The following is a 23,472-nucleotide window of genomic DNA, read 5'->3' as shown; positions in this document are numbered from 1 at the left end:
GGCAGGAAACACTGTTGATCCCGTTCCGGGGACCCGGCGATGAGGTCGCGGTGCTGCCTGCCGACCACCAAGCCGCCGCGCTCGTCGCCCTGCAGACGATGACCGACTACGTCAACGAGCTGGCCGGGACCGAGATCGACTGGCCCGCGGCCTCCAGAGGGTCCCGGCCCAGCCGCCTGACCGGCTTGATCAACAGCAGCGCCGCCACCACGCCGGCCGTCACCACGGCCGACACCAGCATGAAGGCGCGCGGTTCGACAAGTGTGGCGACCGGACCGGCCAGCGCCTGCCCGACTGCCATGCCCGCGACCGAGCCGGCCACCTGGTAGGCGTTGACCCGGTTCACCACGTCCGGCGCGACCTGCGTCTGCACGCTGGTCGACCACATCACCGACCAGAACGCCAACGCGCACCCCCCGAGCAGGTGCCCGGCCATCAGGAGCGGCAGGGGGAGCCCGAGGGCGACCGTCAGCGGCATCGCCACGTACCCGCTCAGCGCCACCGCCCCGGCCGCCAGCGGCCTGCGCGGCCTGAGCCTGATCGCCACCAGCCCGCCCAGCACGGTTCCGAGGCCGAGCGTCGCCATCACCCAGCCGTAGTCGGCCCCGATGACCTGCGACGACAGCGGCACGTACGGCCCGACCACCAGAACGCCCCAGAACACCCAGACCAGGATGACTGACCACATCCAGCTCCTGGCCTTGAACTCCTCCCAGCCCCTGCGCAGGTCGCTCAGCACGTCGGACGGCTGCGGCCTGGGTACGGTGACCCGGACCAGCAGCAGGCACACCCCGCTGACCAGGAACGTCGCGGCGTCCACCGTGTAGACGAAGACCGGCCCGGCGACCACGATGAGGACTCCAGCCAGTGCGGGACCCGCCAGATGGGTGACCGCCTCGGCGATCTTCAGCGTCGCGTTGGCCCGCTGCGGATCCCTGGCGACGAGGGAGACCATGCCGTTGACGCCCGGTTCGAACATCCCGGCGGCCGTCCCCGACAAGAACGCCATCACCAGCAACAGGGCGTACGGCGGAGCGCCATCCAGGAAGGCGACGGCCACGACCCCCTGGGTGACGACCCTGACCACGTCCGCGCCGATCATCAGGCGCCGGGCGCCGATCCGGTCGGCGACGACCCCGCCGAACAACATGACCAGCACAGCCGACGCGGTCCAGATGGCGAGCACGTAGCCGACGCCCGCGATCCCGTAGACTTTCCCGATCGCCAGCGCCGAGGCGACGGGCATCATCGCGTCACCGAGCAGCGAGATCGTGCGGGCCCCGAAGTAGAGGGTGAAGCTCCTCGTCCACATGAGCCCCAATTCTGGATTTTTCCAGATCAGAGCACCGGTGTCCCAAATGACATCATTAGGTACATTTGCGCCATGCCCCTGGATTGCCCGGAAACGCCCCCGGCGCCCCTCAACCCGCATCGCGTGGTCGCCTTGGTCGCCCCGAACCAGGAGCTCTACCCGGTCACCTCCGCCTCAGCCGTCTTCGGCTACCACGGCCCAGACATCCCCCAGCACTACAGCTTCAGCCTGTGCGCCGAACACCCCGGCTCCCTCCCCACCACTCTCGGCGTCCCCATCCAGGTGGACAGCGGCCTCGAAGCCCTCGACGACGCCGACACCGTGGTCATCGCGGGCTGGACCCTCATCCCCTCGCCCGCCGTACTCCACGCGGTGTCCCAAGCCCATGCCCGAGGCGCCCGCATCGTCGCCGTCTGCGCCGGAATCTTCATCCCCGCCGCCCTGGGCCTCCTGGACGGCCGCCGCGCCTCCGTCCATTGGGAACTGTCCGGCGAACTCGCCGCCCGCCACCCCCGCGTCATCCCCGACGACACCGTCATCTACGTCGATCACGGCGACGTCGCCACCGCCGGAGCCTCGGCCGCCACCCTCGACCTCTGCCTTCACCAGGTCCTCCAGGAGTACGGCGCGGCCCACGCCATGCGCATCGGCCGCCAGCTCGCCGCCGGTCCGCACCGTGAGGGCTGCCAGCGCCAGTACCCTTCCCTCCCCACCACCGGCCCCATGCCGGACTCCCTGGCCCCCCTGCTCGAATGGCTCCTCTCGCGCCTGCACGACCAGATCACCGTCGAGGACATGGCCGCCTACTCGGGCGTCTCCCCCCGTACCCTCACCCGCCAGTTCGCCGAACAGCTCGGCGTCCCACCCGCCCGCTGGCTGCTGGAACGTCGCCTGGCCGCCACCCGCGCCCTGCTGGAGGACACCGACCTACCCGTCGAGACCATCGCCACCCGCGTCGGCCTCTCCTCGGCGGTCAACCTCCGGCGCCGCTTCCACACCGCTCTGCGCACCACCCCGGCCGCCTACCGCCGCTCCTTCCGCTGAGGAGCCGCCGTCTCCACCAGTGAGCGCAGCGGGGCCCAGCGGTCGGCCTTCGGGCCGTCGAACAACTCGACGGGGAAGCTGGTCGGTGTGTTGTTCGCAGTCATGCCGGCATGCAAGCACGCAGGCAACGGGGCGGGTCGAGCTCGAGGGTCTCGACCCGAAGATGGGTGAAGCCGGCCTGGGTGAGCATGTCCTGGAGCTCTTGGGCGGCTCGGGCCGTGGTGTCCCGGTCGGCGCCGGGGGAGCGGGGCTGGCTGACGAGCGCGATGCGTCCTCCATGGCGGATCCGGGCCTTGGCTCGAAGCCGAGGCACCCCGGCCAGAACTCACCGCCACCAGAAGTAGCGAACAAGGGGTCCGGGGTTGCCTGGGAGGCGGGCTTCCCGCGCCCCGATCAGATGACGTTGACGGCGTCGAGGAAGCGGGCGGCGAGCTCGGTGTCGCCGGTGACCGTGACGTCGCTGTCGTGCCAGGATGACCGCTGCGTGCCCCAGTCGGGGAAGGTCAGCGCGGGGGCGGTGACGTGCGCGGCGACCGCTCCGTTGGATGGAGTCAGGCCGCCTGCCTCGTCGATCCACCAGGTCCCGCCGCCGGGGCCGGTGAGAGTCAGTGCGACGCGGGCGTCGAGCCCGGCGACTGGCGCCTGCGCGACCTGATTGCTCAGTACGGCGATCATCCACGTCAGGACCGCGCGCATCCTGTCCGCATCGGTGGGCGGCACGGGCCGGCCGAGCGCTGGGGCCATGTCGTGCCGCAGGTGCGTGTGATGGTCGAAGACGAGTGCGCCGCCGATCATCAGACCCATGGGTGGCGACCGAGGTCGGCCAGCGGTACCCGCACTCGGGCGGCGGGCGTGCGTCTCACGACGTCGAGGAGCGTGGTGGCTCGCCGGCCGGCCCGCTGGTACTCGGCCATTACCTTGGCACGGCTACCTTGGCACGGCTCCAGTCCCGCCGTCGGTCGACGGGGTCCTCGTTCACCCGTTCGAGGCTGGCGGCGAAGATCGTGCGCAGCCCGGCGGGTGTGTAGAAGCTACGCGCCGTCGCACCGATGTGGGCGACGACGTCGGCGATGCGCCATCCAGCTGCGGCGCTGGGCGCGGTCCATTCGTCGTCGGTGAGGCTGCTGGTGCAGTTCAGCATCTAGGCGCGTTCGGCGCGGAGGGCGGCGGCCATGTTCGGTAGGTCCGCCGCAGGCAGGCGATCGGTCATGTCATCTTCTCCTCTGGTGGTGAGGCCGGGCGGCGGATCGCCTGCACCGCTGCGTCGTAGAGGTCGAACAGGTCGACCTGTCCGCCCAGGCGCACCCACTCCTCGTTCGCTGCCTGCAGGCAGGTGATCGCCGCGGCCGCGATCGCGCGCGCCTGCAGGGTGCGGTGGTCGGAGTCGGGCAGTCGCGGCTCGATCAGCGGCGCGAACAGGTCTTGCCAGCGAGCCTGCTTCTCGGCGTGCCCGGCGCGCAGGGACTCGTTGCCGAACAAGAGCGTGATCATTTCGAGCCGGCGCTCAGGCGTGGTCTCGATGTCCTCGAGCACCTGGAACGCCGCGCGCAGTGACGTCCAGGCGTCCTCCTCGACCGGGCGCTCGGCGAGCCGCGCGGCGATCGCTTCACCCTGCTCGGACAGGCCGCTGAGCGCGAGGTCTTCCTTGTTGCGGAAGTAGTTGAACAGGGTCCGCCGAGAGACACCCGCCGCGGCGGCGACCTCCTCCAGCGTCGTGTTGTCGAACCCCTTGGCGGCGAACAGTTCGATAGCGGTCCGAGCCAGCAGCGAGCGGACCACCGAGCGGGTCTGTTCCCGAAGGGGTGTCGGTTTCTGAGCCATGCACCGATGGTACGGAGGATCACATGATGTAGCAACTTGCACTCCGTGCATATCCGTGCGTAGTGTGAATGCCATGAGCAAAGTCGACTACCGCCGTCAGATCGTCATCGTCACCGGAGCGAGCTCCGGGCTCGGCGCGGAATTCGCGCGCCAGCTGGCCCGCCGCGGCGCGGATCTCGTACTCGTCGCCCGCCGCGCGGACCGGCTCAAGGACCTGGCCGACGAACTCACCCGCGCCCACGGCGTCACGGTGAGCGTCGTCGCCCGCGACCTCGGCCTGCCCGACGCCGGTCGCACGCTGCGCGCCGAACTCGAGTCCCGCGGCATCTACGCCACCGGACTGGTCAACAACGCGGGCTTCGGCACCCACGACGCGTTCACGGACGAGGATCCAGACCGCCTGCAAAGCATGATCGCGCTGAACGTCAGTGCGCTGGTCGACCTCAGCCGCGCCTACATCGACCCGCTGGCCTCCGCCGACACCGGCGTCCTGATCAACGTCGCGAGTCTGCTGGGCTTCCAGCCGACCCCGTACCTGAGTGTCTACGGCGCCACCAAGGCGTTCGTCCTCAGCTTCACCGAGGCGCTGTGGGAGGAGAACCACGACACCGGCCTACGCGTTCTCGCCGTGTGCCCCGGCGCCACGCGGACCGAGTTCTTCGACGTCGCCGGCAGCCAGTCGGCCGACTACGGCACGAAGCGAGCCACCCCCGAGCACGTCGTCAGGACGGCCCTCGACACGCTCGACCGCCGCTCCGCGCCCCCGTCGGTGATCACCAACGGCCGCCCGCTCGCCCTCGCCGGCAAGATCCTGCCGCGCCGCCTGATCGTCCGGTTCATGGGCCGGATGGCCCGCCGCTAACCGGAGGCCGCCGCTCTCCACCACGTACTCGGCGCCCCACTCCACGTCCCAGGCGGCGCTGCTCCTCCGTCGCCACCACCAGCAGGAGTCGCCCTCACCAGCAGCCAGCGGCAAAGGAACAACATCATGACCATCACAGAAGCCACCTCACAGCCCACGGACGCGAAGCGCTTCGGCCACATCCTCGCTGTTCAGCGCGCTGCCTACCTCCGCGACGGAGCGCCTTCCTGGCGGCGCGGCGCAGCGATCTGAGCCGGCTCAAGGCGGCACTGATCGCCCGGCGGAGCGCCATCGAGGAGGCGATCAACACCGACTTCGGAAATCGCTCGCGACATGAGACCGCGATGATGGAGCTCGGTGGCGTCGTTCAAGGCATCGCCTCCCTGGAGCGCAATCTCCGTCGATTCATGCGCCCGACCGGCCGCCATACCGCCTGGCACATGCGTTTCGGCACCAACCGCATCGAATACCAGCCGCTCGGAGTGGTCGGGGTCATCTCACCGCGGAGGCCGGAGACCGTTTCGCCGCTTGGCGGCTGGCCGATCTCCTTGCCGAGCTGGGCCACCGGGGACAGTTGGCAGCGCGAGCTGATGCCGGCGATTTTGCTGCCGCCCGGCAGCTGATCGTCTTGCTTGCCAGGCCGTGTTGCTGAAGGTCTGGACCCAGTGGAGTGTGGCGGCGAGGCACTGACCGGAGTGGTGGTTGCGGGCGGTCTTGTCTGATCGCATCGCAAGCCCGCGCCACTGCTTGAGCTTGTTGAAGCAGCGCTCGACGACGTCGCGGCCCCGGTACCGCTGCCGCTGCTCGTCACCGAAGTCGATCGGGCGGCCAGGTCGCTTGCGGCGGTGGGCGATCTGGTCGTCACGTTCCGGGATCGTCGTGGCAATGCCGCGCTCGCGCAGCCACGCCCGGTTCGCCCTGGACGGGAGCCTTTGTCCGCCAGCAGCCGGTCCGGGCGCTGACGTGGCCGTCCGGTCGCGCCGGCCACGCGGATCTCCTCAAGCGTGTCGCGCAGCATGGTCGTGTCCGCGACCCGGCCACCGGTCAGGACGAACGCCGGCGCCCGCCCCTTGCCGTCGGCGACCAGGTGCGTCTTGATGTCAACCCGCCACGGGAGCGGCCGATCGCGTGATCAGCGGGTTCATCTCCGAGCTTCTTGTAGTTCGGCCGTGCCCCCTTTGTCCCTGGGCAGGGTCGCGCCGTGCTGGTGGACACGCACGATCGTGGAGTCGATCGACGCGATCCAGTCGACGTCGCCGCGCTGGTGAGCCAACGCCTGGACCTGCTCGAGGGCGCGCGCCCAGACCCCGGCCTTCGACCAGCGGTCGAAGTTCTTGTAGATCGTGTTCCAGTTCCCGAACCGCTCGGGCAGATCACGCCATGGCGCCCCGGTGCGAAACCGCCACGCCGTCGCCTCGACCACCGTGCGTCGGTCTACCGGCGGACGGCCCGTAGCCTTCACAGCGGGAAACAGAGGCCCGAGCACGGCCCACGCCTCATCAGAGATCACGTCACGCGACACAAGCACAAGGCTGCGCCCGACGACTTCGAAGACCCTCTAGCAACACGCTCCGAGGCTGACCGAGACTCGTTGCCCGCGCGCACCACGAAGCGCCTACTGGTCAGACGGGATCGGTGAACGAGATCGGCTTGCCGGTGGCGTGGGCATATGCGATCTCCCTGCTCGTGGACTCGCCGATATACCCGCCGGGGTTGACGACCAGAACCCGGTCAGCCAGGTCGATCTTGCGCAGGTGGAGGGCGTCCAGCGCGGTCTTCTGCTCGTTGGTGATCAACTCGTCTGCTTCGCCTGGCGCGACGACAATGACACCGGCGAAGGTCAGATCACGGTTCGCCGCACGCATCTCGTCCACGAACCGGGTAGAGCCGCAGATGCAGACAATCTCAGGTCGGTCGGGCACGGCTCAGTCCTTCGGCCGAACGGGAAACCGTCAGTGTGCACGTTGACATCGCAGACAGGCACACGAGCCAACAGTTTACGCAGCGAGATGGACACCACGCGGCTGCACCGTCGCAGGCGGGAGGCGTGGCCCGTAGTGGGAATGGCGCTGCTCGACGGCGAAGTCGGGGGTGCACCCGACTCACCAGCTTTCTTTAGCAACACGGCCTCGCGATCGAGGATCGCCGCGAGCTGGTCGACAGGACGCACGAACACGGCGTCGTCGTAGCCGCTGACCGTCAGCAGCCGCGGCGCCGCCCGGTTCACCACCTCGCGGGGCGAGGTGTCGCCGACCTCGATCAGGACCGTCCCGTTCGTCTGGAACGACCGTGCCGACGACGCCCCTGCGGCGCGCAGCGCGTCTTCGAGCATCGCCCGGGCCGTTCGGGTGGCCCAGGTTCATGTTCCGGTAGAAGACGACGAAAGCGGTCGGCATGCGCTTGCTCCCCTTTTGTGTTCCCCATCGGGTGAAGACCACCGGTGTCGCGACCGGTGCGCTTGCAGGCGACGTCATCGGCGGGCGGTGAAGAACATACGGAGGTCATCGGCGAGGAGCTGTGGTTCCTCTTGCGCGGCATGGTGTCCGCCTTTGTCGTAGGCGTTCCAGTGCACGATGGCGCTGTGGTCGCGGTCGGCGAGCGGGCGGATGGAGGGAAAGAAGTCGTCGGCGAAACAGGCAAGGCCCAGGGGGACCGATGACGGCTCGGCAGGCGGCCTGTTGCCGTGATAGCCGATCAGGGCCGAGCTGCCGGAGGTGTCGGTCAGCCAGTAGATGGCGGCGTTGGTGAGGATGTAGTCGTCGCTCACCGCGTCGCCGAACAGCTGCAGGTTCCAGGCCAGCTGGCCGGCCGGGGAGTCGGCGAGCGCATGCGCCAGGGTTTGCGGCTGGGTGGCTTGGAGGTTGAGGTAGGCGCTCCGGCCGGCCATGAAGCGTTCCAGAGCGGCCAGTTTCGCCCGGTCGCCGCTTCCCAGCAGGGCGCGCTCCGCCGGATCGCCGGAGGGCAGGGAGAAGATCTGGGTGACGTGCACCCCGACGACGCGGCGCGGATCCAGGCGTCCCAGCTCGATGGAGATCAGGGAGCCGACGTCGTTGCCGTGCGCGCCGTAACGTTCGTACCCGAGCCGGCACATCAGCTCCGCCCACGCCGCGGCGACGCGGCGGCGGTTCCAGCCCGGCTCACGCGGTACGCCGGAGAACCCGAAGCCGGGCACTGAGGGGATGACGAGGTGGAAGGCGTCGCTCAGCCGGTCGATCAGTGGCAGGAACTCGACGACCGACATGGGCCAGCCGTGGGTGAGGATGAGCGGCAGGGCATCCGACCGGACCGAACGGATGTGCAGGAAGTGCACGTCAAGCCCGTCGATCTCGGTCAGGAACTGCGGGTGGACGTTGATCCGCCGCTCCCAGGCGCGCCAGTCGTAGCCGTCGCGCCAGTACTCGACCAGGTGCTGGACGCGGTCAGCGGGCACACCGAGCCCGTGGCCGGGCAGCGGGCGGGTGAAGCGGGTCGCGGCCAGCCGGGAAGCCAGGTCGTCCAGGCTCTCCTGCGCAATCTCCACCCAGTACGGCCGCATCATGACCGGGCCGCCTCGTCCAGCACCCGGGCCAGCGACTCCGGGTCGGTGATCATCGGCCAGTGCCCGGCCTCCAGCGTGATGACCTCCATGCCCGGCACGCGCGGCGGGCCGCCTGGGTCGCCCGTGCAGGCGATGTAGGTGCGGGGCAGCCTCTGCACCGCGCGCAGGTCGGCCGGCGCCGGGTCCTGGTAGGTGCCGATGGGCTGGCCGGCGCCGCGTGCCCGCAGCCAGGTCCGGTCTTCGGGGGTGAGCCCGTGCTCGCCGAAGTTGGCGTCGATGATCTCGTCGCTCATCACCGGGATCCGCCCGTCCCGGACGGTTTCCATGATCGCTTCGACGACGTGCGTGGGCGTGCTGTCGAACAGGCTCCTGCCCGGTTCGGGCAGGAGCGCGGCGAGGTAGACCACGTGGGAGATCCGTTCGGGAATCGTGTTGGCGGCGATCGTGGCGGGGGCTCCGCCGTAGGAGTGCGCCACGAGCACCACCTCGCGCAGCCCGGCGTACTCGATCGCGGCCGTGATATCGCGGGCATGCGTGCTGAGCGTCGTGTCCGGCGAGCCCAGATGCGCGCGGTCGCCGAAACCGGTGAGCGTCAGCAGATGCACCTGGTGGCCGTACGCGGTCAGCAGCGGCGTGACGCGCCCCCAGGCCCATGCGCCGAGGAACGAACCGCCGACAAGAACGATGGTCGACATCGCGTCGACTCCTTTCGATCGGTCTCTTATCGGCGCAAGGCTAGGGAGGATTGTGGACGCTTTCTGCCCTCATTAGGATCGCGACCGTGTCCCGTCCCGCGACCCGCGTCCTGGCCCTGCTGGAGATCCTTCAGGACCGCGGCCTGGTGCCCGCCGACGAACTGGCCCGGCGCCTGGGCGTCGACGCCCGCGCCGTCCGCCGCTACGTCACCGCCCTGCGCGACATGGACATCCCCGTCGAGTCCGTCCGCGGACGCTACGGCGGCTACCGGCTGGCCCGCGGCGGACGCCTGCCGCCCCTGATGTTCGCCGACGACGAAGCGGTCGCCGTCGCGGTCGCGCTGGCCACCGGCAAGCAGCACGAACAGGTGGGAGAGCCCGGCCCGACCGACCGGGCGCTGGTCAAACTCAACCGCGTCCTGCCCGCGCACCTGCGCCGGCGCGTCACCGCGCTGATCGCCGCCACCTCGGCGACGGCAGGCCCGTTGACCCCCGAACCACACCTGGCGCTGACGCTGGCCGCGGCCGTCCACGCCCGCCACGCCGTCCGGATCGAGCACACCCGCGGCGTACGCGAGGTGGACCCGTACGGGCTGGTCGTGCACGCACGCCGCTGGTACCTGGTCGGACACGACCACCTCCGCGCCGCCATCCGCATGTACCGCCTGGACAGGATCAGCGGCGCCGCCGAACTGCCCGGCACATTCACCCCGCCCGACGGTTTCGACCCCGTGACCCACGTCCTGCGCACGTTGACGCTCGGCGCCTGGACCCACCGCACCGAGGTATGGCTCGACACCGACCTGGACACCGCCCGCGACCAGTTGCCGGCCACCTTCGGCGACCTGCACGCCTGCCCTGACGGCGGCGTGCTCCTGGTCAGCGGCGCGGAGAACCTGCCCGCCATGGCGCGCATCCTCACCGGCCTGCCCTGGCCCTTCACCGTCCGCAATCCGCCCGCGCTGGTCGCGGCGCTCGCCGAGCACGTCACCGCGCTCACCCTGGCCGTCGCCCGCTCCCGTCCCGCACCGTAGCCGTCGGCGCCTCACATCCCCGCTGCGCGGCGGTGTCATCGTCGCCGCTCTCGCCCATGAATCCTGATGGCTGTTTTCGCCGGTATCCCCTCGCGCCGAACGTTGGCAACGCTGGCTCAGCGGCGGGGGCAGAGTCCGGCTCAGGCTGCGTCGGCCTCCTCACCGAGGTCGAGGTGGACCTCCATGCCGTCCAGCGGCGCGCGCTGCCGGGTGCGGATCTCCTCCAGCTCCGCCTTGGCCCGCTTGACGTGGGCGGCATGCGCTTGCACAGCGTCTCGGCCAAGTCGTCGCGGACCCGCATCCGGGCGGTGTGCGTCAGGCAGGCCGGCAACGCCACCTGCTTGACCGGCGGTCCGCTCGATCCACGTCATTCCAGGGCCGTCCCTCGCCTCGCTTCCGGCGTCCAGACGCCGAAAACCGTAGCGGTGATCAACCCTGCCGAACGGCCGTGTTCATCAAACCGCGACCAAACCCAAGCGGAGGGTCACATCGCCTGACAAACAACCCCTCTGAGCAGCACTTCAACACCCCACTGTCTGCCCCCTCGAAGAGGCTCACGAAGAGGTTCATTCGCACTGACCCTGCCGTCGAGAGAGGCGGCCTCACCGTCGGCGCGAGATCGTCACGGATGACGGCTCGGGACCAGCTCTCCGTGAACGCTGTGTGCAGCAATGCGGCGGATCCACTTGATGAGCACATACTGCGTATGCATACTTAGTATCCATGTTGATCAGGCAGGGACTGCTCGCCCTGCTCAGCAGGGGGCCTCGGCATGGCTACCAACTGCGGGTGGAGTTCGAGGCGTCGACGGGGGCGACCTGGCCGCTCAACATCGGCCAGGTCTACACGACGCTGTCCCGCATGGAGCGCGACAGCCTGGTGGAGCCGGGCGAGTCGGACGAGCAGGGCCGGGTCGTCTACACGATCACCGCGGCCGGCCGGGAGGAGCTGGCGCGGTGGTTCAGCACCCCCGTTGTCCAGTCCGACCGGCCGCGGGACGAGCTGGTCATCAAGCTGGCCATGGCCGTCGCCGCCAAGGAGGTGGACGTCTCCGAGGTCATCCGCAAGCAGCGGACCGCGACCATGCGAGCCCTCCAGGAGCTGACCAGGGCCAAGCGAGCTGCCACGGAAGGCGCGGCCCAGCGGCTCGTGCTCGATTCCATGATCTTCCAGGCCGAGGCCGAGCAACGGTGGCTGGATCACTGCGAGGCCGTTCTCAAGGAGGAAAGATGACGGTCGTACGGCTGGCCGAGGTGGCCAGAACCCACGGCGAAGGGGCGACAGCCGTACACGCCCTGGAAGGCGTGAATCTCGAGGTCGACGAGGGAGAGCTGGTGGCGGTCATGGGCCCGTCCGGGTCCGGCAAGTCGACCCTGCTCAACCTCGCGGGCGGGCTCGACCGGCCCACGTCCGGGACGGTGCACATCGACGAGCAGGACCTGGCCACCGTGCGCGACCTGGCGGTGCTGCGGCGCCGCAGCGTCGGCTACATCTTCCAGGACCTCAACCTGATCACGTCGCTGACGGCGGCGGAGAATGTGATGCTGCCGCGCGAGCTCGACGGCGTGCGGTCACGCCTGGCTCGCGAGGAGGCCATGGCCGCGCTGGCGGAGATCGACGTCGAGGACCTGGCCGACCGCTTCCCTGACGAGCTGTCCGGTGGCCAGCGCCAGCGGGTCGCGATCGCCCGCGCTCTGGTCGGCGAGCGGCGCCTGCTGCTGGCCGACGAACCGACTGGCGCGCTCGACACGCGTACCGGCGACGAGATCCTGCACATATTGCGGGCTCGTTGTGACGCGGGCACGGCGGTCCTGCTCGTCACCCATGAGCCGCGCTACGCCGCCTGGGCCGATCGTGTGGTGTTCCTCCGCGACGGGATGATCACGGATTCCACGAGCGTGTCGCTGGTGAGTGCCCGATGAGCGCTGTTCTCGCCGCGCTGCGCATCGCCCGCCGGAGCGCGTGGCGTTCCCGGGGACGGAGCGCGCTCATCATGGTGATGATCGGCTTGCCCGTCTTGGTGATCACGGCGATGCTCACCCTCTTCGCGACCATGAGCGTCACCGGGCGGGAGGGACTGGTGGCCGAGCTCGGCGCGGCCGACGCCCGCCTCACGCAGATACCCGAGGGTAGCGTGATCCACCAGGAGCCGAACGGGGCGATCTCGGGCCCGGGCGACGACGGAGCGGCCTTATCCAGACCCAGCGCCGCCGAGGTAGCCGCACTGCTCGGACCGGGCACCCGGTTGATCCCCTTCAGTACCGGCGTGCTCCGGCTGGGGACCGAGCGGGTCGACGCGCTGGAGGGCGACCTGCGCGATCCGCTGACCAGGGGGATGCTGACGCTGAGGGAGGGCAGGTTTCCCTCCGCCGGGGAGGTGGCGGTGACACCGGCGCTCGGCCTGCGGTCAGGCGATCTCCTGCGGCCGTCCGGTGCGGCGCCGCTGACGGTGGCTGGCGTGGTCGAGCACCCGCACCGGCCGTCGCTGCGACAGGTCGTGGGTCCTGATCTGCCGTTGGCGCCGTTGGATGGATGGGGGTCTCCTGGTGAGTACGGCATCGGCTGGCTCGCCGACACCCCCAAGCCAGTGACCTGGGCCGAGGTGCCCGCGCTGAACAGGGCCGGCCTGTTCGTCACCTCCCGCGCCATGGTCGCCGACCCGCTGCGCACTCCGGTTCGTGCCTCAGCCTTCGACGTCCAGAGCATGGTCGGGGTCGGCGCCATGGTGATCATGGTGGTGCTGGTGACCGTGCTGCTGGCTGGGCCGGCCTTCGCGGTCGGACTCAGGAGACGGCGCCGGGAGCTGGCGGAGATCGCGGCGCAGGGCGGTTCGGCCGGGCACCTGCGGACGATCGTGCTGGCCGACGGGCTGGTCCTCGGCGGTGCGGCCGCCCTCGTGGCGACGGTGCTGGGCATCGGGGCCGGGATGCTGGGCGCCCAGATCGCGGCGCGCTGGGGAGTGGGAGCCGGCGCGCGTTGGGGCCCGACGGTCGGCCCGCCGGACGTACCGTGGTCGCCGGTACTGAGCGTCGCCGCGCTGGGCCTGCTCACCGGGCTCGTGGCGGCGCTGGTGCCTGCCGTACAAGCGGCTCGGCAGGACACGGCGACCGTGCTGGCCGGTCGCGCGCCCGCGGTAGCCGATCGGCCGGGATGGCCCCTGGCGGGGGCTGTGCTGGTGCTGGCCGGACTGGGGGCGACCGTGGTGGCGCGGCGTCAGCCTGGCTCGGTGTGGGTGCTCGCCTCCGCGGTGCTGGTCTTGCTCGGGCTGGTGGTGATGACGCCATGGCTGGTCGGCTACACGGGACGGCTGGCCGCGCGGTTGCGGCTCCCGCTGCGGGTGTCCGTCCGCGACGCGGTCCGCCACCGATCCCGGACGGCGAGCGCCGTGGCGGCTGTCATGGCGGTCACGGCCACGGTCACGGCGATGGGCATCGGCACCTACAGCGAATACGTGGACCGGCGCGACGCCTATACCTCGGCGCGCCCGACCGGCACGCTGGCGATCTGGGGCGGCACCATGGCCGACGCGACCTGGGACAAGCTGCGCGCCACAACGGCCTCCCAGTTGCCGGGCGTGCCGCTGGCCGCCGGCTTTCAGGCGAAGGACGCCCAGGGCCGCCGCTACGCGTTGCGGTACACGGTGCGATGGAACGGGACACGGACGCGTCGCACGGTGGCCATCGGAGACCAGGCCCTGCTCAGGCTCCTGCAAGGCCGCCACGACCCGCAGGCAGCCGCGGCGCTGGCGAGCGGCAAGGCCGTGGTGTTCGACGCGGCCGCGCTGCGGGACGGCAAGCTCGCGCTGCGGGCGAGCTCCACGTCCGGCCCTGCGCGCAAGCTCGATGTGCCCGCGGTGCTGGCCACACCCGCCGACAAGCACCAGGGCGGCGCCCTGCTGCCGCGCACCCTGGTCGAGCAGGCCGGTTTCTCGACGGCGGAGCGCCAGCTCTACGCCATGCACCGGCTGTCAGCCGACTCGACACTGTGGCGCGATCTCACCAAGGTGACCCCCCGTGTCACGATCGCCGCCGAGGAGGGCTACCGCAACGTGCCCGACCCCGGCTTGTGGGGCTGGCTGGGCGGCGCTCTCGTCCTCGTCGTCGGCGGCACCCTGGCCGCCACCCGCCTGGCAGCCGCCGACATGCTTCCTGAGCGGGCGATGATGACGGCCATCGGCGCCCCGCCCAGGACGGTGCGGATGGTCGTGGCCGGCCAGGCCCTCTACATCTCCGCGCTCGGCGCGCTGGTGGGGCTGGTCGCCGGAACGGTGACGGGCGTGGCGCTGAGCCGGCCGATGACGACGCACGGCGCCGGAGATCTCGCCACGATCGCCATACCGTGGCCCTTCGTGATCGCCGTGGTGGTGGGGCTGCCCGTCCTGGCGACTGCGGCGGCGCTGATCACCCGGACCAGGCTGCCCCTCGCCCGCCGGCTCCTGTGACACGAATCCTGGACACCTCGCGACCACCGGGGAGCGAGGTGACGGTGCGTCGTGTCATCCCGGGATGACACCCGCCGAGGGCCGTTGTCGAGTGGAAGCGGGAGGAGCCGCTCAAGACGAAAGCGCCTTCGGCGTACCAGGCGGGCGGTACGCCGAAGGCGGGCGCTCAGCGGCTGAACCGCAACGTGACCAGCTCGAACGGGCGCAGTGACACCGCCACCGACCCGTCGGTCAGCTCCGGCGCGGCCACGTCGGCGAGCGGGCGCTCCAGCAGGTCGGTGACGGCGACGCCGGTGGCGGCGAAGCCGGTCGAGAGGCGGGCGCGGGCCCGGCCTCCCCTGGACTCGTGGAAGCGGACGACGACGTCCCCGCTCCCGTCGTCGGCCAGCTTCACGGCGGTCACCACGACCGCGTCGTCGTCCACGGTGACCAGCGGCGCGATCACCGCGTCGCCCGGCACCCGCCGCTCGGGCAGGTTGATGAACCAGCCCTCACGGACCGCGTCGCCGATCGTCGCGCCGGGCACGAGCGCGTGACGGAAGCGGTGCACGCCCTGGTCGGTCTCGGGGTCGGGGAAGCGCGGGGCGCGCAGCAGCGACACCCGCAGCGTGGTGGTCGTGCCCGAGTCCGACGCCCGCACGGCGCGGGTCACGTCATGGCCGTAGGTGGAGTCGGTGACCAGTGCCACGCCCCAGCCCGGCTCCTCCACGTGCACGAACTTGTGGTTGCACGCCTCGAACTTGGCCGCCTCCCAGCTGGTGTTGGTGTGGGTGGCGCGGTAGGCGTGGCCGTACTGGCTCTCCGAGGCGTACCGGTCGGCGTGCACGTCCAGAGGGAAGGCCAGCTTGAGGAACTTCTCGGTCTCGTGCCAGTCGACCTCGGTGCGGATGTCAAGCCGTCCGGCCTTCACGGTGAGGAGCTGCGTGACCCGCGACGCGCCGAACGAGCGCACCACGCGGACCGAGCCGGGCTCCTCGCCCGGCGCGACCTCGGCGGCCTCCACCAGGTCGGTCACCGTGTTCCGGTAGAACTGGTCCACGTCCCAGGCGTCCCACATGTTGGGGAAGTCAGGGTGGATCTGCAGGAGGTTGGCGGCCTGCCCTGGCGCGACCGTCTCCCGCTGCGACCGCAGGTCGTACGCCGAGACGACCAGGCCGCGGCCGTCGATCTCCACCCGCAGCAGCCCGTCGTCCAGGACGTACCCGCCCTCGTCGCGGGTGCGGAGTTCGGCGGCGAGAGCGGGGGCCGCAACCGCGGCCGCTCCACCTGCCGGGACACCGTTGCGGGCGTGCGGCGCCGCGTTGAAGACCAGCTCGCCGGAGCCGGGGTTCCCCGCGAGGGCCCGCTGCGCGGCGTCGATGAGGTCGTTCAGCTCCGCGGCCACGGCGGTGTACGTCTTCTCGGCCTCGCGGTGCACCCAGGCGATGGACGAGCCGGGCAGGATGTCGTGGAACTGGTGGAGCAGCACAGTCTTCCAGATCCGGTCGAGCTGCTCGTAGGGGTAGGGGTGCCCGGCGCGGACGGCGGCGGTGGCCGCCCACAGTTCTGCCTCGCGCAGCAGCGACTCGCTGCGCCTGTTGCCCTGCTTGGTCTTGGCCTGGCTGGTGAGCGTGGCGCGGTGCAGCTCCAGGTAGAGCTCGCCGACCCAGACCGGCGGGTTGGGGTAGTCGGCCTCGGCCTTGGCGAAGAAGTCGGCGGGCGTCTCCCATGTGACGGTGGCCGAGCCCTCCAAGTCCCGCAGCCGGGCCGCCTTGGCGACCATCTCGCGGGTGGTGCCGCCGCCTCCGTCGCCCCAGCCGGTCGGGGCGAGGGAGTGCCGCGCGACGCCCTTGTCCTTGAAGTTGCGCGCCGCGTGGGCGATCTCGCTGCCCTTCATCGAGCAGTTGTAGGTGTCCACCGGCGGGAAATGGGTGAAGATCCTGGTCCCGTCGATGCCCTCCCACAGGAACGTGTGGTGGGGGAACGTGTTGACCTGGCTCCAGGAGATCTTCTGGGTGAGCAGCCGCTTCGACCCGGCGGCCTTGATGATCTGGGGCAGCCCTGCGGCGAAGCCGAACGTGTCGGGCAGCCACACCTCGTCGTTCTCGATGCCGAACTCGTCGAGGAAGAACCGCTTGCCGTGGACGAACTGCCTGGCCATGGCCTCCGAGCCGGGCATGTTGGTGTCCGACTCCACCCACATGCCGCCCGTGGGGACGAACCGCCCCTCGGCCACCGCCTTGACGACCCTGGCCCAGACCTCCGGCCTGTGCTCCTTCACCCAGGCCCACTGCTGCGCCTGGGACATGGCGAAGACGAAGTCGGGCTCGTCCTCCAGCAGGGCGGTCATGTTGGAGGTCGTGCGGGCCACCTTGCGGACGGTCTCGCGCAGCGGCCAGAGCCAGGCCGAGTCGATGTGGGCATGGCCGACCGCGCTGATCCGGTGGGCCGAGGGCGCCGCCGGCGTGGCCAGCACCCCGGCCAGCTCGGCACGGCCGGCGGCGGCCGTACCGTTGACGTCCTGCAGGTCGATCGCGTCGAGGGCCCGCTCGACGGCGCGCAGCAGCTCCCATCGCCGCGCGCTGTCGACGGGCAGCTCCGCCATCAGCTCGCCGAGAACCTCCAGGTCGATCACCAGCTGCCAGACGGTCTCGTCGAAGATCGCCAGGTCCATGCGGGCCAGCCGGTACTGCGGCTCGGTGCCCGCCGTCTCCTTGTCGCCGAGCTTCGTGGGCACGAAGGGGTGGTAGTCGAGGATGACGGGGTTGGAGGCCGCCTCGATGTGCAACCGCACCTCCTCGCCGCCCTCGACCGGCGCCCCGACGCGGATCCACTGGTTGCGCGGGTTGAGCCCCTTCACCGGGGTGCCGTCGGGACGGTAGACGAGCCCCTCGCACTGGAAGCCCGGCATGTTCTCGTCGAAGCCGAGGTCGAGAACCGCCTCGACGCTCCGGCCCGCCCACTGCGCCGGAACCGTGCCCGTGACGGTGAACCAGCTGGTGCCCCAGGGAGCGCCCCACCTGTCGCCGACCGCGATGGGCTCGGGCACGGCCGACAGGCCCTCGGCCACCGGCACGGGTTCGCCGGGCGCGTGCCACACGGCCACCTCGAGCGGCACCGACTCGGGGTACACGGCCGGGCGGATGCGCTCGTCAAGGACGCGCTTGAGACGCGCTTCGACCAGCTGGCGGTCGTCATGCATGGAGAGAGACTCCTTGTTCTGGAAACCGGTTCAGCCCTTGATCGCGCCCTCCGCGACACCGCGGAAGAAGAACCGTTGCAGCGAGGCGAAGAGGATCACGATGGGCAGGAAGGAGATCATTGTCCCGGCCGCGATGAGGCGGGGATTGGCGGTGAAGGTTCCGTTGAGGTACTGCAGGCCAACGGTGAGCGTGAAGTTCTTCGGGTCGTTGAGCACGATGAGCGGCCACAGGAAATCGTCCCAGGCCCCGATGAAGGCGAAGATCGTGATGACGCTGAGCATCCCGCGCACGTTCGGCAGGCCGAGGTGCACCAGCCGTTGCCAGGGCGTCGCCCCGTCGATGACCGCCGCCTCGTCCATCTCCTTGGGGATGGCCTGGAACGCCGTGCGCATCAGCAGCACGTTCAGCATCCCGATCGTGCCGGGCAGTGCCACGCCCAGCAGGGTGTCGGCCAGGCCCATGCCCCGGACGGTGAGGTACTGGGAGATGATCGTCACCTCGCCCGGCAGCACGAGCGTGGACAGGAACAACGCCAGGAGCAGCTTCGCGCCCCTGAACTCCAGCCGGGCCAGCGCGAACCCCGCCAGCGTCGCGCCGATCGCGTTGCCGCACACGACGATGACCGCCACGATCAACGAGTTGAGCGCGTACGTCCAGACGGGGATCGTCGCCGCGACCTTCGCATAGTTCTCCAGCGTCGGCTGGAGCGGGATGAAGCTCGGCGTCTGCGCGAAGACATCCTCGTACGGCCCTTTGAGCGAGGTGGACACCTGCCACAGGAACGGCAGCACCGTGATCGCCAGCACGACAAGCAGCAGCGTGTACCGCAGCACCAGCTCGCCGGGCCCCGGAGCGCCGAAACCGCCCCGGCCCCGCCGTACCCGGCCCGCGTGCCGCCCCGACGACGATCGAAGGGCGGGCACGGCGGCGCCGGTCGTCGCCTCGCGCGTCTTCATGTCCGCCATGTCAGGCCCCCTTCCTGGAGAGCCGCGCCAGCAGGAGCATCGGACCGATCGTGATGACGAAGAGGAGGATGCTCAGCGCTGAGGCGTAACCGAAGTGGCCGTAGAAGCCGCGGCTGTAGAGCTGGATCAGCATCACGAGCGACATCGCGCGCCCGCCGGGCCCGCCCGTGCCGTTCGACAACACGAACAGTTCGGAGAACACCCGCAGCGCCGAGACCGCCACCAGCACCGAGACCAGCAACATCGTGTTACGCACGCCCGGGACCGTCACGCTCCAGAAGCGGCGCACCGGCCCGGCCCCGTCCACGGCCGCGGCCTCGTGCAGCTCACGTCGTACGTTCCCAAGCGCCGACAGATAGATGATCATGTAGTAGCCCAGGCCCTTCCACACCGTCAGCGTGATGGCGCTGAACACCAGCAGCCAGCGGTCGGTCAGGAACGGCAGCGGCCCCTGGAGCACCCCCATCTCCTGCGCGAGCCCGTTGATCACGCCCCGGTCGCTCAGGAGCCAGCTCCAGATCAGGGCGACCACGACCGCCGAGGCGACGACGGGGGTGTAGAAGGCGGTGCGGAAGAACGTGATCCCCGGGATCTTCTTCTCGACCAGCACTGCCAGCAGCAGCGGCAGGAAGGTGAGCACCGGCAGGCAGACCACCATGAACACGATGCTGTTGAGCAGCGCGTCGACGAGCTGGGCGTCGTCGAGCATGCGCCCGAAGTTCTCCAGGCCGGTGAAGTGCCCGCCGCTCAGCGGCTTCGCGTTCGTGAACGCCAGGACCAGCGTGTTCAGCGAGGGCCAGACGTTGAAGACGAACAGCCACAGCGCGGCGGGCGCCACCAGCAGCCAGGGGATGATCCGGCGGCGGAGGGCGCTCTGCGCGGGGAGTGCGGGAGTGGTCACTGGTTGAGCAGCTCGTTGCATTTGGCGACCGCGGCGTCCAGCGCCTCCTTCGAGGAGACCTCGCCGGTGAGCGCCAGCGCGACCTGCTGCCGAATGAACTTGCTCATCGCCTCGGTGACCTCGAAGGGCTGGAGAACCTTCGCCGTGGCGAGGGACTTGAACGCGATGACCTTGGCGTCGCCGCCGTTGGTGCCGTCGCTCTTGGTGAAGAACGGGTCGTTGGCCGAGGCCTTGGTGCTCGGGAAGACGCTGACCTCGTGCGCGAACGCAGCCTGGTTCTCCGGGCTGGTCACCCAGCGGGCCAGCGCGATCGCCGCGGCCGGGTTCTGCGACTTCTTCGAGACCGACAGGCCCTGGACGTACAGCGGCGGGATGCCCATGGCGACCGACGGCACGACCTTGGGTGCGAGCGAGGGGTTGTCTGTCTTGACGGCGATGATGTGGTTGGCGCCAGCCGTCGTCCAGGCCACGGTGCCCTCGTTGAACAGCTTGGCGTTGCCTGCGTAGGTGTCGGTGAGCACGTCACGCGGCAGCAGGCCCTCCTTGTAGGCGGCGCGGTACTTGTCGATCACCGCGGCGGCCTCGGGGGTGTTGAAGACGAAGCTCTTGCCGTCATCGGAAAGGATCTTCACACCCGCCTGGACGAGGTCGCCCAGTTCGGGACGGCGGCTCATCAGGTAGGCCTTGCCGCCTGACTTCTGCTTGAAGATCCGGGCCTGCTCGACCAGCTCGTCGAAGGTCGCCGGCGGCTTGGCCGGGTCCAGCCCGTTCTTCTTCATCAGCTCGGAGTTCCAGTAGTTGACGTCCGTGTTGAGGTACCACGGGTAGCCGTACGTCCCGGAGAACCCGCGGAACTTGTACGCGTCGAGGCCGCCGGCGACGTACTCGTCGGCGAGCTTGGGGTCGACCTGGGCGACGTCGAGCAGCATGTCCTGCGTGACCAGCGGCCGGGCGAAGTCCGGCGGCAGGTTGGTCACGTCCGGCAGGGTGCCCGAGGCGGCCTGGTTGAGCACCTTCTCCGAGTAGGCGTCCGGGGGCTGGTCGATCCATTCGACCTTCGTGCCCGGGTACTTCTTCTCGAAGGCGCCGATGACGCCCTCCATGTACGTCGTGAACTTGGGCTTCAGGGCCCAGGTCTGTAGCGTGACCGTGCCCTTCACCTCGCCCGTGGCCGCCGCGGTCGGGGCGGGGGCAGCCTGCGGGTCGGCCCCGCCCAGCCCGCAGCCCGAGACGACCATGACGGCTGCCACCGCCAGTCCCGTCCAGTACCTACGCATGGCGCTCTCCTTGCGTGCTAAATCGCTCTAGTTGCCGGACTATTCCCCTGGCTAGACTCGTGTGTCAATAGCTGAGACGAACTCGTGAAGGAGCAGCAGTGCGCCGACCGACGATCACCGACATCGCGCAGCGGGTCGGGGTTTCGAAGGGCGCGGTGTCCTTCGCGCTCAACGGCCGCCCGGGGGTCGGCGAGGCCACCCGCGCGCGAATCCTGCAGGTCGCGAAGGAGATGAACTGGCGCCCGCACAGCGCCGCCCGGGCCCTGGGCGGCGCCCGCGCGGAGGCGGTGGGCCTGGTCATCGCCCGGCCCGCCAGCACCCTCGGCGTGGAGCCGTTCTTCGCCCAGTTACTGTCCGGGCTGCAGGCGGGGCTGTCGGCGCAGTCGGTGGCGCTGCACCTGCTGATCGTCGAGGACGTCGAGGCCGAGATGGAGGTCTACCGCGAGTGGGCCTCCGCGCACAGGGTGGACGGGTTCGTCATGGTGGACCTCAAGGTCCGGGACCCGCGCATCGAGGTGCTGGAGGAGGCGGGGACGCCCGCCGTGGTCCTGGGCGGTCCCGGCAGGCACGGGAGTCTGTCCAGCGTGTGGGCCGACGACCGCGGGGCGATGCTGTCGGTCGTGGACTACCTGGCCGCGCTCGGCCACCGCAGGATCGCCCACGTCGCGGGCCTTCCGGCGTTCCGGCACACCCAGCGGCGCATGCGCGCGCTGCACGACCGCGCCGGCCGGCTGGACCTGGAGGAGGCGGTGTCGGTGCCCACCGACTTCAGCGACTCCGAGGGCGCCGCAGCGACCAGGGCGCTGCTGTCCCGCCCCCGCCGGCCGACGGCCATCGTCTACGACAGCGACGTGATGGCGCTGGCCGGGCTGGGCGTGGCGGGCGAGATGGGGGTGAAGGTGCCGGACGAGCTGTCCATCGTGGCCTTCGACGACTCGGTGCTGACCAGGATCGCGCACCCCGCGATCAGCGCGCTCTCCCGCGACACCTTCGCCTTCGGCAAGCAGCTCGCCGAGGTGATGCTGGAGGTCATCGCCGAGCCCGGGCTGCGCAGGGACGTCAAAACGGCGACCCCCCGGCTGGTGGTCCGGGAGAGCACGGCGCCGCCCGGGGCTTGGCAGGAGAACTAAAACGCTTTAGGCTCCGCCGGGAGATCGTTCGACCCCCGGAGGACGCGTGCCCCTGTCCGACCCCATCCGCTACGGCGCCAACTACGTGCCCTCGGCCGGCTGGTTCCACAGCTGGCTCGACCTCTCGCTCGACGCCGTCCGCCGCGACTTCGAGGACCTGGCTTCGATCGGCCTGGACCACGTGCGAGTGTTTCCGATCTGGCCGTGGATCCAGCCGAACCGGGCGATGATCCGGCAGCGTGGCGTGGACGACCTGCTGGCGCTGATCGACGTCGCCGCCGAGTTCGACCTGTCCGTCGCCGTGGACCTGCTTCAGGGGCACCTGTCCAGCTTCGACTTCCTTCCTTCGTGGGTGCTCACCTGGCACCGGCGCAGCCTCTTCACCGACCGTGACGTGCGTGACGGCATCGCCACGTACGCCGACCTGATCGCCCGCGCCGTCGCCACCCGCGACAACGTGTTCGCCGTCACGCTCGGCAACGAGGTCAACAACCTCTATCCGAGCAACCCCACCACGCCCGAGGCGTCCACGGCCTGGGCCGCGGAGCTGGTCGATGTCGTGCGCTCCGCCGCGCCCGGCCTGCTCGCCCTCCACTCGCTGTACGACGCCACGTGGTACGACCCTGAGCACCCCTTCCATCCCGCCGACAACGTGGACCTCGGTGACCTGACCACGGTCCACTCCTGGGTGTTCAACGGTGTCTCCGCGATAGACGGCCCGCTCGGCCCCGCCACCGTCGGCCACGCCGACTACCTCGTCGAACTGGCGGCGGCCACCTCGCTCGACCCGACCCGGCCCGTCTGGCTGCAGGAGATAGGCGCGCCCCTGCCCGACGTGCCCGAGGCACACGCCGCCGAGTTCGTCCGTCGCACGCTGGACACGGTGACCGCCAACCCCGCCCTCTGGGGCGTCACCTGGTGGTGCTCGCACGACCTGGAACCTTCTCTGGCCGACTTCCCCGAGCGGGAGTACGACCTGGGCCTGTTCACCGTGGACCACCGCCCCAAGCCGGCGGCCAAAGAGCTCGCGACGATCATCGGCGAGCGCCGCCGCCGTACCGAGGAAGGGCGCCCCGCCCTGCGGTGCGACGTGGACCTGCGGACCGAGCCCTGGCGCCGGGCCGAGGTCGCGCCCGGCAGCGCCTTCCACACCGAATGGGTCCGGCTGCGCCAGACCGGACCCGTGGCCATCGTCGCCGGCGACCGCGCCGCCGACCCTGGCCACCTCACGACTCGGGGAATCGACACCGTCCTCACTCAGGAATGAGAG

At 70.3% G+C, this 23,472-nt stretch carries 24 protein-coding genes and 1 pseudogene; 10 read left to right on the top strand and 15 right to left on the bottom strand.

Translation table 11 applies throughout. The features are described from left to right. Positions 1-106 precede the first annotated feature (106 nt). Positions 107-1,312, bottom strand: a complete 1,206-nt coding sequence (locus ABFX50_RS24670) for an MFS transporter (protein ID WP_346149704.1) — start codon at positions 1,310-1,312, stop codon at positions 107-109. A gap of 123 nt (positions 1,313-1,435) precedes the next feature. On the opposite strand from ABFX50_RS24670, the gene ABFX50_RS24665 reads away from it, so the two are divergent. Then, a complete protein-coding gene (locus tag ABFX50_RS24665) occupies positions 1,436-2,356 on the top strand; it encodes a GlxA family transcriptional regulator (RefSeq protein ID WP_346149703.1) in 921 nt (306 codons plus the stop codon). Here the strand turns inward: ABFX50_RS24665 and ABFX50_RS24660 are convergent. From ABFX50_RS24660 to ABFX50_RS24645, 4 genes are all read right to left on the bottom strand, one after another. Beyond that, positions 2,335-2,460: a hypothetical protein gene (locus tag ABFX50_RS24660; RefSeq protein WP_346149702.1), complete on the bottom strand. Its 126-nt coding sequence runs from the start codon at positions 2,458-2,460 to the stop codon at positions 2,335-2,337. The genes ABFX50_RS24665 and ABFX50_RS24660 overlap by 22 nt on opposite strands. A gap of 289 nt (positions 2,461-2,749) precedes the next feature. Next, the gene (locus tag ABFX50_RS24655; protein WP_346149701.1) at positions 2,750-3,160 is read right to left on the bottom strand and encodes a hypothetical protein; all 411 of its coding nucleotides are present in this window, start codon (positions 3,158-3,160) and stop codon (positions 2,750-2,752) included. A 109-nt stretch (positions 3,161-3,269) separates the two neighbouring features. Further along, on the bottom strand, positions 3,270-3,497 hold the full coding sequence (locus ABFX50_RS24650) for a maleylpyruvate isomerase N-terminal domain-containing protein (RefSeq protein ID WP_346149700.1): 228 nt from the start codon (positions 3,495-3,497) through the stop codon (positions 3,270-3,272). Between the two features lie 65 nt (positions 3,498-3,562). After that, the gene (locus ABFX50_RS24645) at positions 3,563-4,135 is read right to left on the bottom strand and encodes a TetR family transcriptional regulator (RefSeq protein ID WP_346149699.1); all 573 of its coding nucleotides are present in this window, start codon (positions 4,133-4,135) and stop codon (positions 3,563-3,565) included. A gap of 115 nt (positions 4,136-4,250) precedes the next feature. On the opposite strand from ABFX50_RS24645, the gene ABFX50_RS24640 reads away from it, so the two are divergent. The 3 genes from ABFX50_RS24640 (at position 4,251) to ABFX50_RS24630 (ending at position 5,662) form a co-directional block, all read left to right on the top strand. Further along, positions 4,251-5,039 carry an SDR family NAD(P)-dependent oxidoreductase gene (locus tag ABFX50_RS24640; protein ID WP_346149698.1) on the top strand — a complete coding sequence of 263 codons (789 nt, stop codon included), beginning with the start codon at positions 4,251-4,253 and terminating at the stop codon, positions 5,037-5,039. Positions 5,040-5,165: 126 nt separating this feature from the next. Next, the gene (locus ABFX50_RS24635) at positions 5,166-5,291 is read left to right on the top strand and encodes a hypothetical protein (RefSeq protein ID WP_346149697.1); all 126 of its coding nucleotides are present in this window, start codon (positions 5,166-5,168) and stop codon (positions 5,289-5,291) included. A gap of 92 nt (positions 5,292-5,383) precedes the next feature. Next, positions 5,384-5,662 (top strand): hypothetical protein, encoded by a 279-nt coding sequence (locus ABFX50_RS24630; protein WP_346149854.1) that lies wholly within the window; start codon positions 5,384-5,386, stop codon positions 5,660-5,662. 33 nt (positions 5,663-5,695) lie between these two features. Here the strand turns inward: ABFX50_RS24630 and ABFX50_RS24625 are convergent. The 5 genes and pseudogenes from ABFX50_RS24625 to ABFX50_RS24605 all read right to left on the bottom strand — a co-directional run. Beyond that, positions 5,696-6,567, bottom strand: a pseudogene (locus ABFX50_RS24625) (IS5 family transposase); the annotation flags it as partial. A gap of 94 nt (positions 6,568-6,661) precedes the next feature. Further along, positions 6,662-6,835, bottom strand: a complete 174-nt coding sequence (locus ABFX50_RS24620) for a hypothetical protein (RefSeq protein ID WP_346149696.1) — start codon at positions 6,833-6,835, stop codon at positions 6,662-6,664. A 44-nt stretch (positions 6,836-6,879) separates the two neighbouring features. Beyond that, positions 6,880-7,371 (bottom strand): hypothetical protein, encoded by a 492-nt coding sequence (locus tag ABFX50_RS24615; RefSeq protein ID WP_346149695.1) that lies wholly within the window; start codon positions 7,369-7,371, stop codon positions 6,880-6,882. A gap of 138 nt (positions 7,372-7,509) precedes the next feature. Next, complete coding sequence (locus ABFX50_RS24610) at positions 7,510-8,577, bottom strand: epoxide hydrolase family protein (RefSeq protein ID WP_346149694.1); 1,068 nt, start codon at positions 8,575-8,577, stop codon at positions 7,510-7,512. Beyond that, the gene (locus ABFX50_RS24605; protein WP_346149693.1) at positions 8,574-9,272 is read right to left on the bottom strand and encodes an alpha/beta fold hydrolase; all 699 of its coding nucleotides are present in this window, start codon (positions 9,270-9,272) and stop codon (positions 8,574-8,576) included. Before ABFX50_RS24605 ends, ABFX50_RS24610 begins: the two co-directional genes overlap by 4 nt. A gap of 86 nt (positions 9,273-9,358) precedes the next feature. Here ABFX50_RS24605 and ABFX50_RS24600 point away from each other — a divergent pair, with 86 nt between their 5' ends. Beyond that, a complete protein-coding gene (locus tag ABFX50_RS24600; protein WP_346149692.1) occupies positions 9,359-10,306 on the top strand; it encodes a helix-turn-helix transcriptional regulator in 948 nt (315 codons plus the stop codon). 140 nt (positions 10,307-10,446) lie between these two features. Here the strand turns inward: ABFX50_RS24600 and ABFX50_RS24595 are convergent, their stop codons facing one another. Then, positions 10,447-10,575 carry a hypothetical protein gene (locus ABFX50_RS24595; RefSeq protein WP_346149691.1) on the bottom strand — a complete coding sequence of 43 codons (129 nt, stop codon included), beginning with the start codon at positions 10,573-10,575 and terminating at the stop codon, positions 10,447-10,449. Between the two features lie 454 nt (positions 10,576-11,029). Between ABFX50_RS24595 and ABFX50_RS24590 the strand changes: the two genes are divergently transcribed. The 3 genes from ABFX50_RS24590 to ABFX50_RS24580 are packed head-to-tail and all read left to right on the top strand — an operon-like array spanning position 11,030 to position 14,747. Beyond that, on the top strand, positions 11,030-11,539 hold the full coding sequence (locus tag ABFX50_RS24590) for a PadR family transcriptional regulator (RefSeq protein ID WP_346149690.1): 510 nt from the start codon (positions 11,030-11,032) through the stop codon (positions 11,537-11,539). Beyond that, complete coding sequence (locus ABFX50_RS24585) at positions 11,536-12,228, top strand: ABC transporter ATP-binding protein (RefSeq protein ID WP_346149689.1); 693 nt, start codon at positions 11,536-11,538, stop codon at positions 12,226-12,228. Before ABFX50_RS24590 ends, ABFX50_RS24585 begins: the two co-directional genes overlap by 4 nt. Further along, entirely contained in the window at positions 12,225-14,747 is a 2,523-nt protein-coding gene (locus ABFX50_RS24580; RefSeq protein ID WP_346149688.1) for an FtsX-like permease family protein, read from the top strand. Before ABFX50_RS24585 ends, ABFX50_RS24580 begins: the two co-directional genes overlap by 4 nt. A gap of 166 nt (positions 14,748-14,913) precedes the next feature. Here the strand turns inward: ABFX50_RS24580 and ABFX50_RS24575 are convergent, their stop codons facing one another. From ABFX50_RS24575 to ABFX50_RS24560, 4 genes are read right to left on the bottom strand one after another with little or no spacing between them, the layout of a single operon-like run. Next, positions 14,914-17,928 carry an alpha-mannosidase gene (locus ABFX50_RS24575; protein ID WP_346149687.1) on the bottom strand — a complete coding sequence of 1,005 codons (3,015 nt, stop codon included), beginning with the start codon at positions 17,926-17,928 and terminating at the stop codon, positions 14,914-14,916. Positions 17,929-17,958: 30 nt separating this feature from the next. Next, complete coding sequence (locus ABFX50_RS24570; protein WP_346149686.1) at positions 17,959-18,894, bottom strand: carbohydrate ABC transporter permease; 936 nt, start codon at positions 18,892-18,894, stop codon at positions 17,959-17,961. Position 18,895: 1 nt separating this feature from the next. Further along, positions 18,896-19,795: a carbohydrate ABC transporter permease gene (locus ABFX50_RS24565; RefSeq protein WP_346149685.1), complete on the bottom strand. Its 900-nt coding sequence runs from the start codon at positions 19,793-19,795 to the stop codon at positions 18,896-18,898. After that, complete coding sequence (locus ABFX50_RS24560; protein ID WP_346149684.1) at positions 19,792-21,072, bottom strand: ABC transporter substrate-binding protein; 1,281 nt, start codon at positions 21,070-21,072, stop codon at positions 19,792-19,794. The genes ABFX50_RS24565 and ABFX50_RS24560 overlap by 4 nt, the downstream gene beginning before the upstream one ends. 98 nt (positions 21,073-21,170) lie before the next feature. On the opposite strand from ABFX50_RS24560, the gene ABFX50_RS24555 reads away from it, so the two are divergent. Then, positions 21,171-22,202 carry a LacI family DNA-binding transcriptional regulator gene (locus ABFX50_RS24555; protein WP_346149683.1) on the top strand — a complete coding sequence of 344 codons (1,032 nt, stop codon included), beginning with the start codon at positions 21,171-21,173 and terminating at the stop codon, positions 22,200-22,202. A gap of 46 nt (positions 22,203-22,248) precedes the next feature. After that, on the top strand, positions 22,249-23,469 hold the full coding sequence (locus ABFX50_RS24550) for a glycoside hydrolase 5 family protein (protein WP_346149682.1): 1,221 nt from the start codon (positions 22,249-22,251) through the stop codon (positions 23,467-23,469). Positions 23,470-23,472 lie beyond the last annotated feature (3 nt).

Origin of the sequence: Nonomuraea recticatena, from assembly GCF_039533245.1 — a bacterium.
GTDB lineage: Bacteria > Actinomycetota > Actinomycetes > Streptosporangiales > Streptosporangiaceae > Nonomuraea > Nonomuraea roseola.
This window is presented reverse-complemented; position numbering and strand designations above follow the sequence as displayed.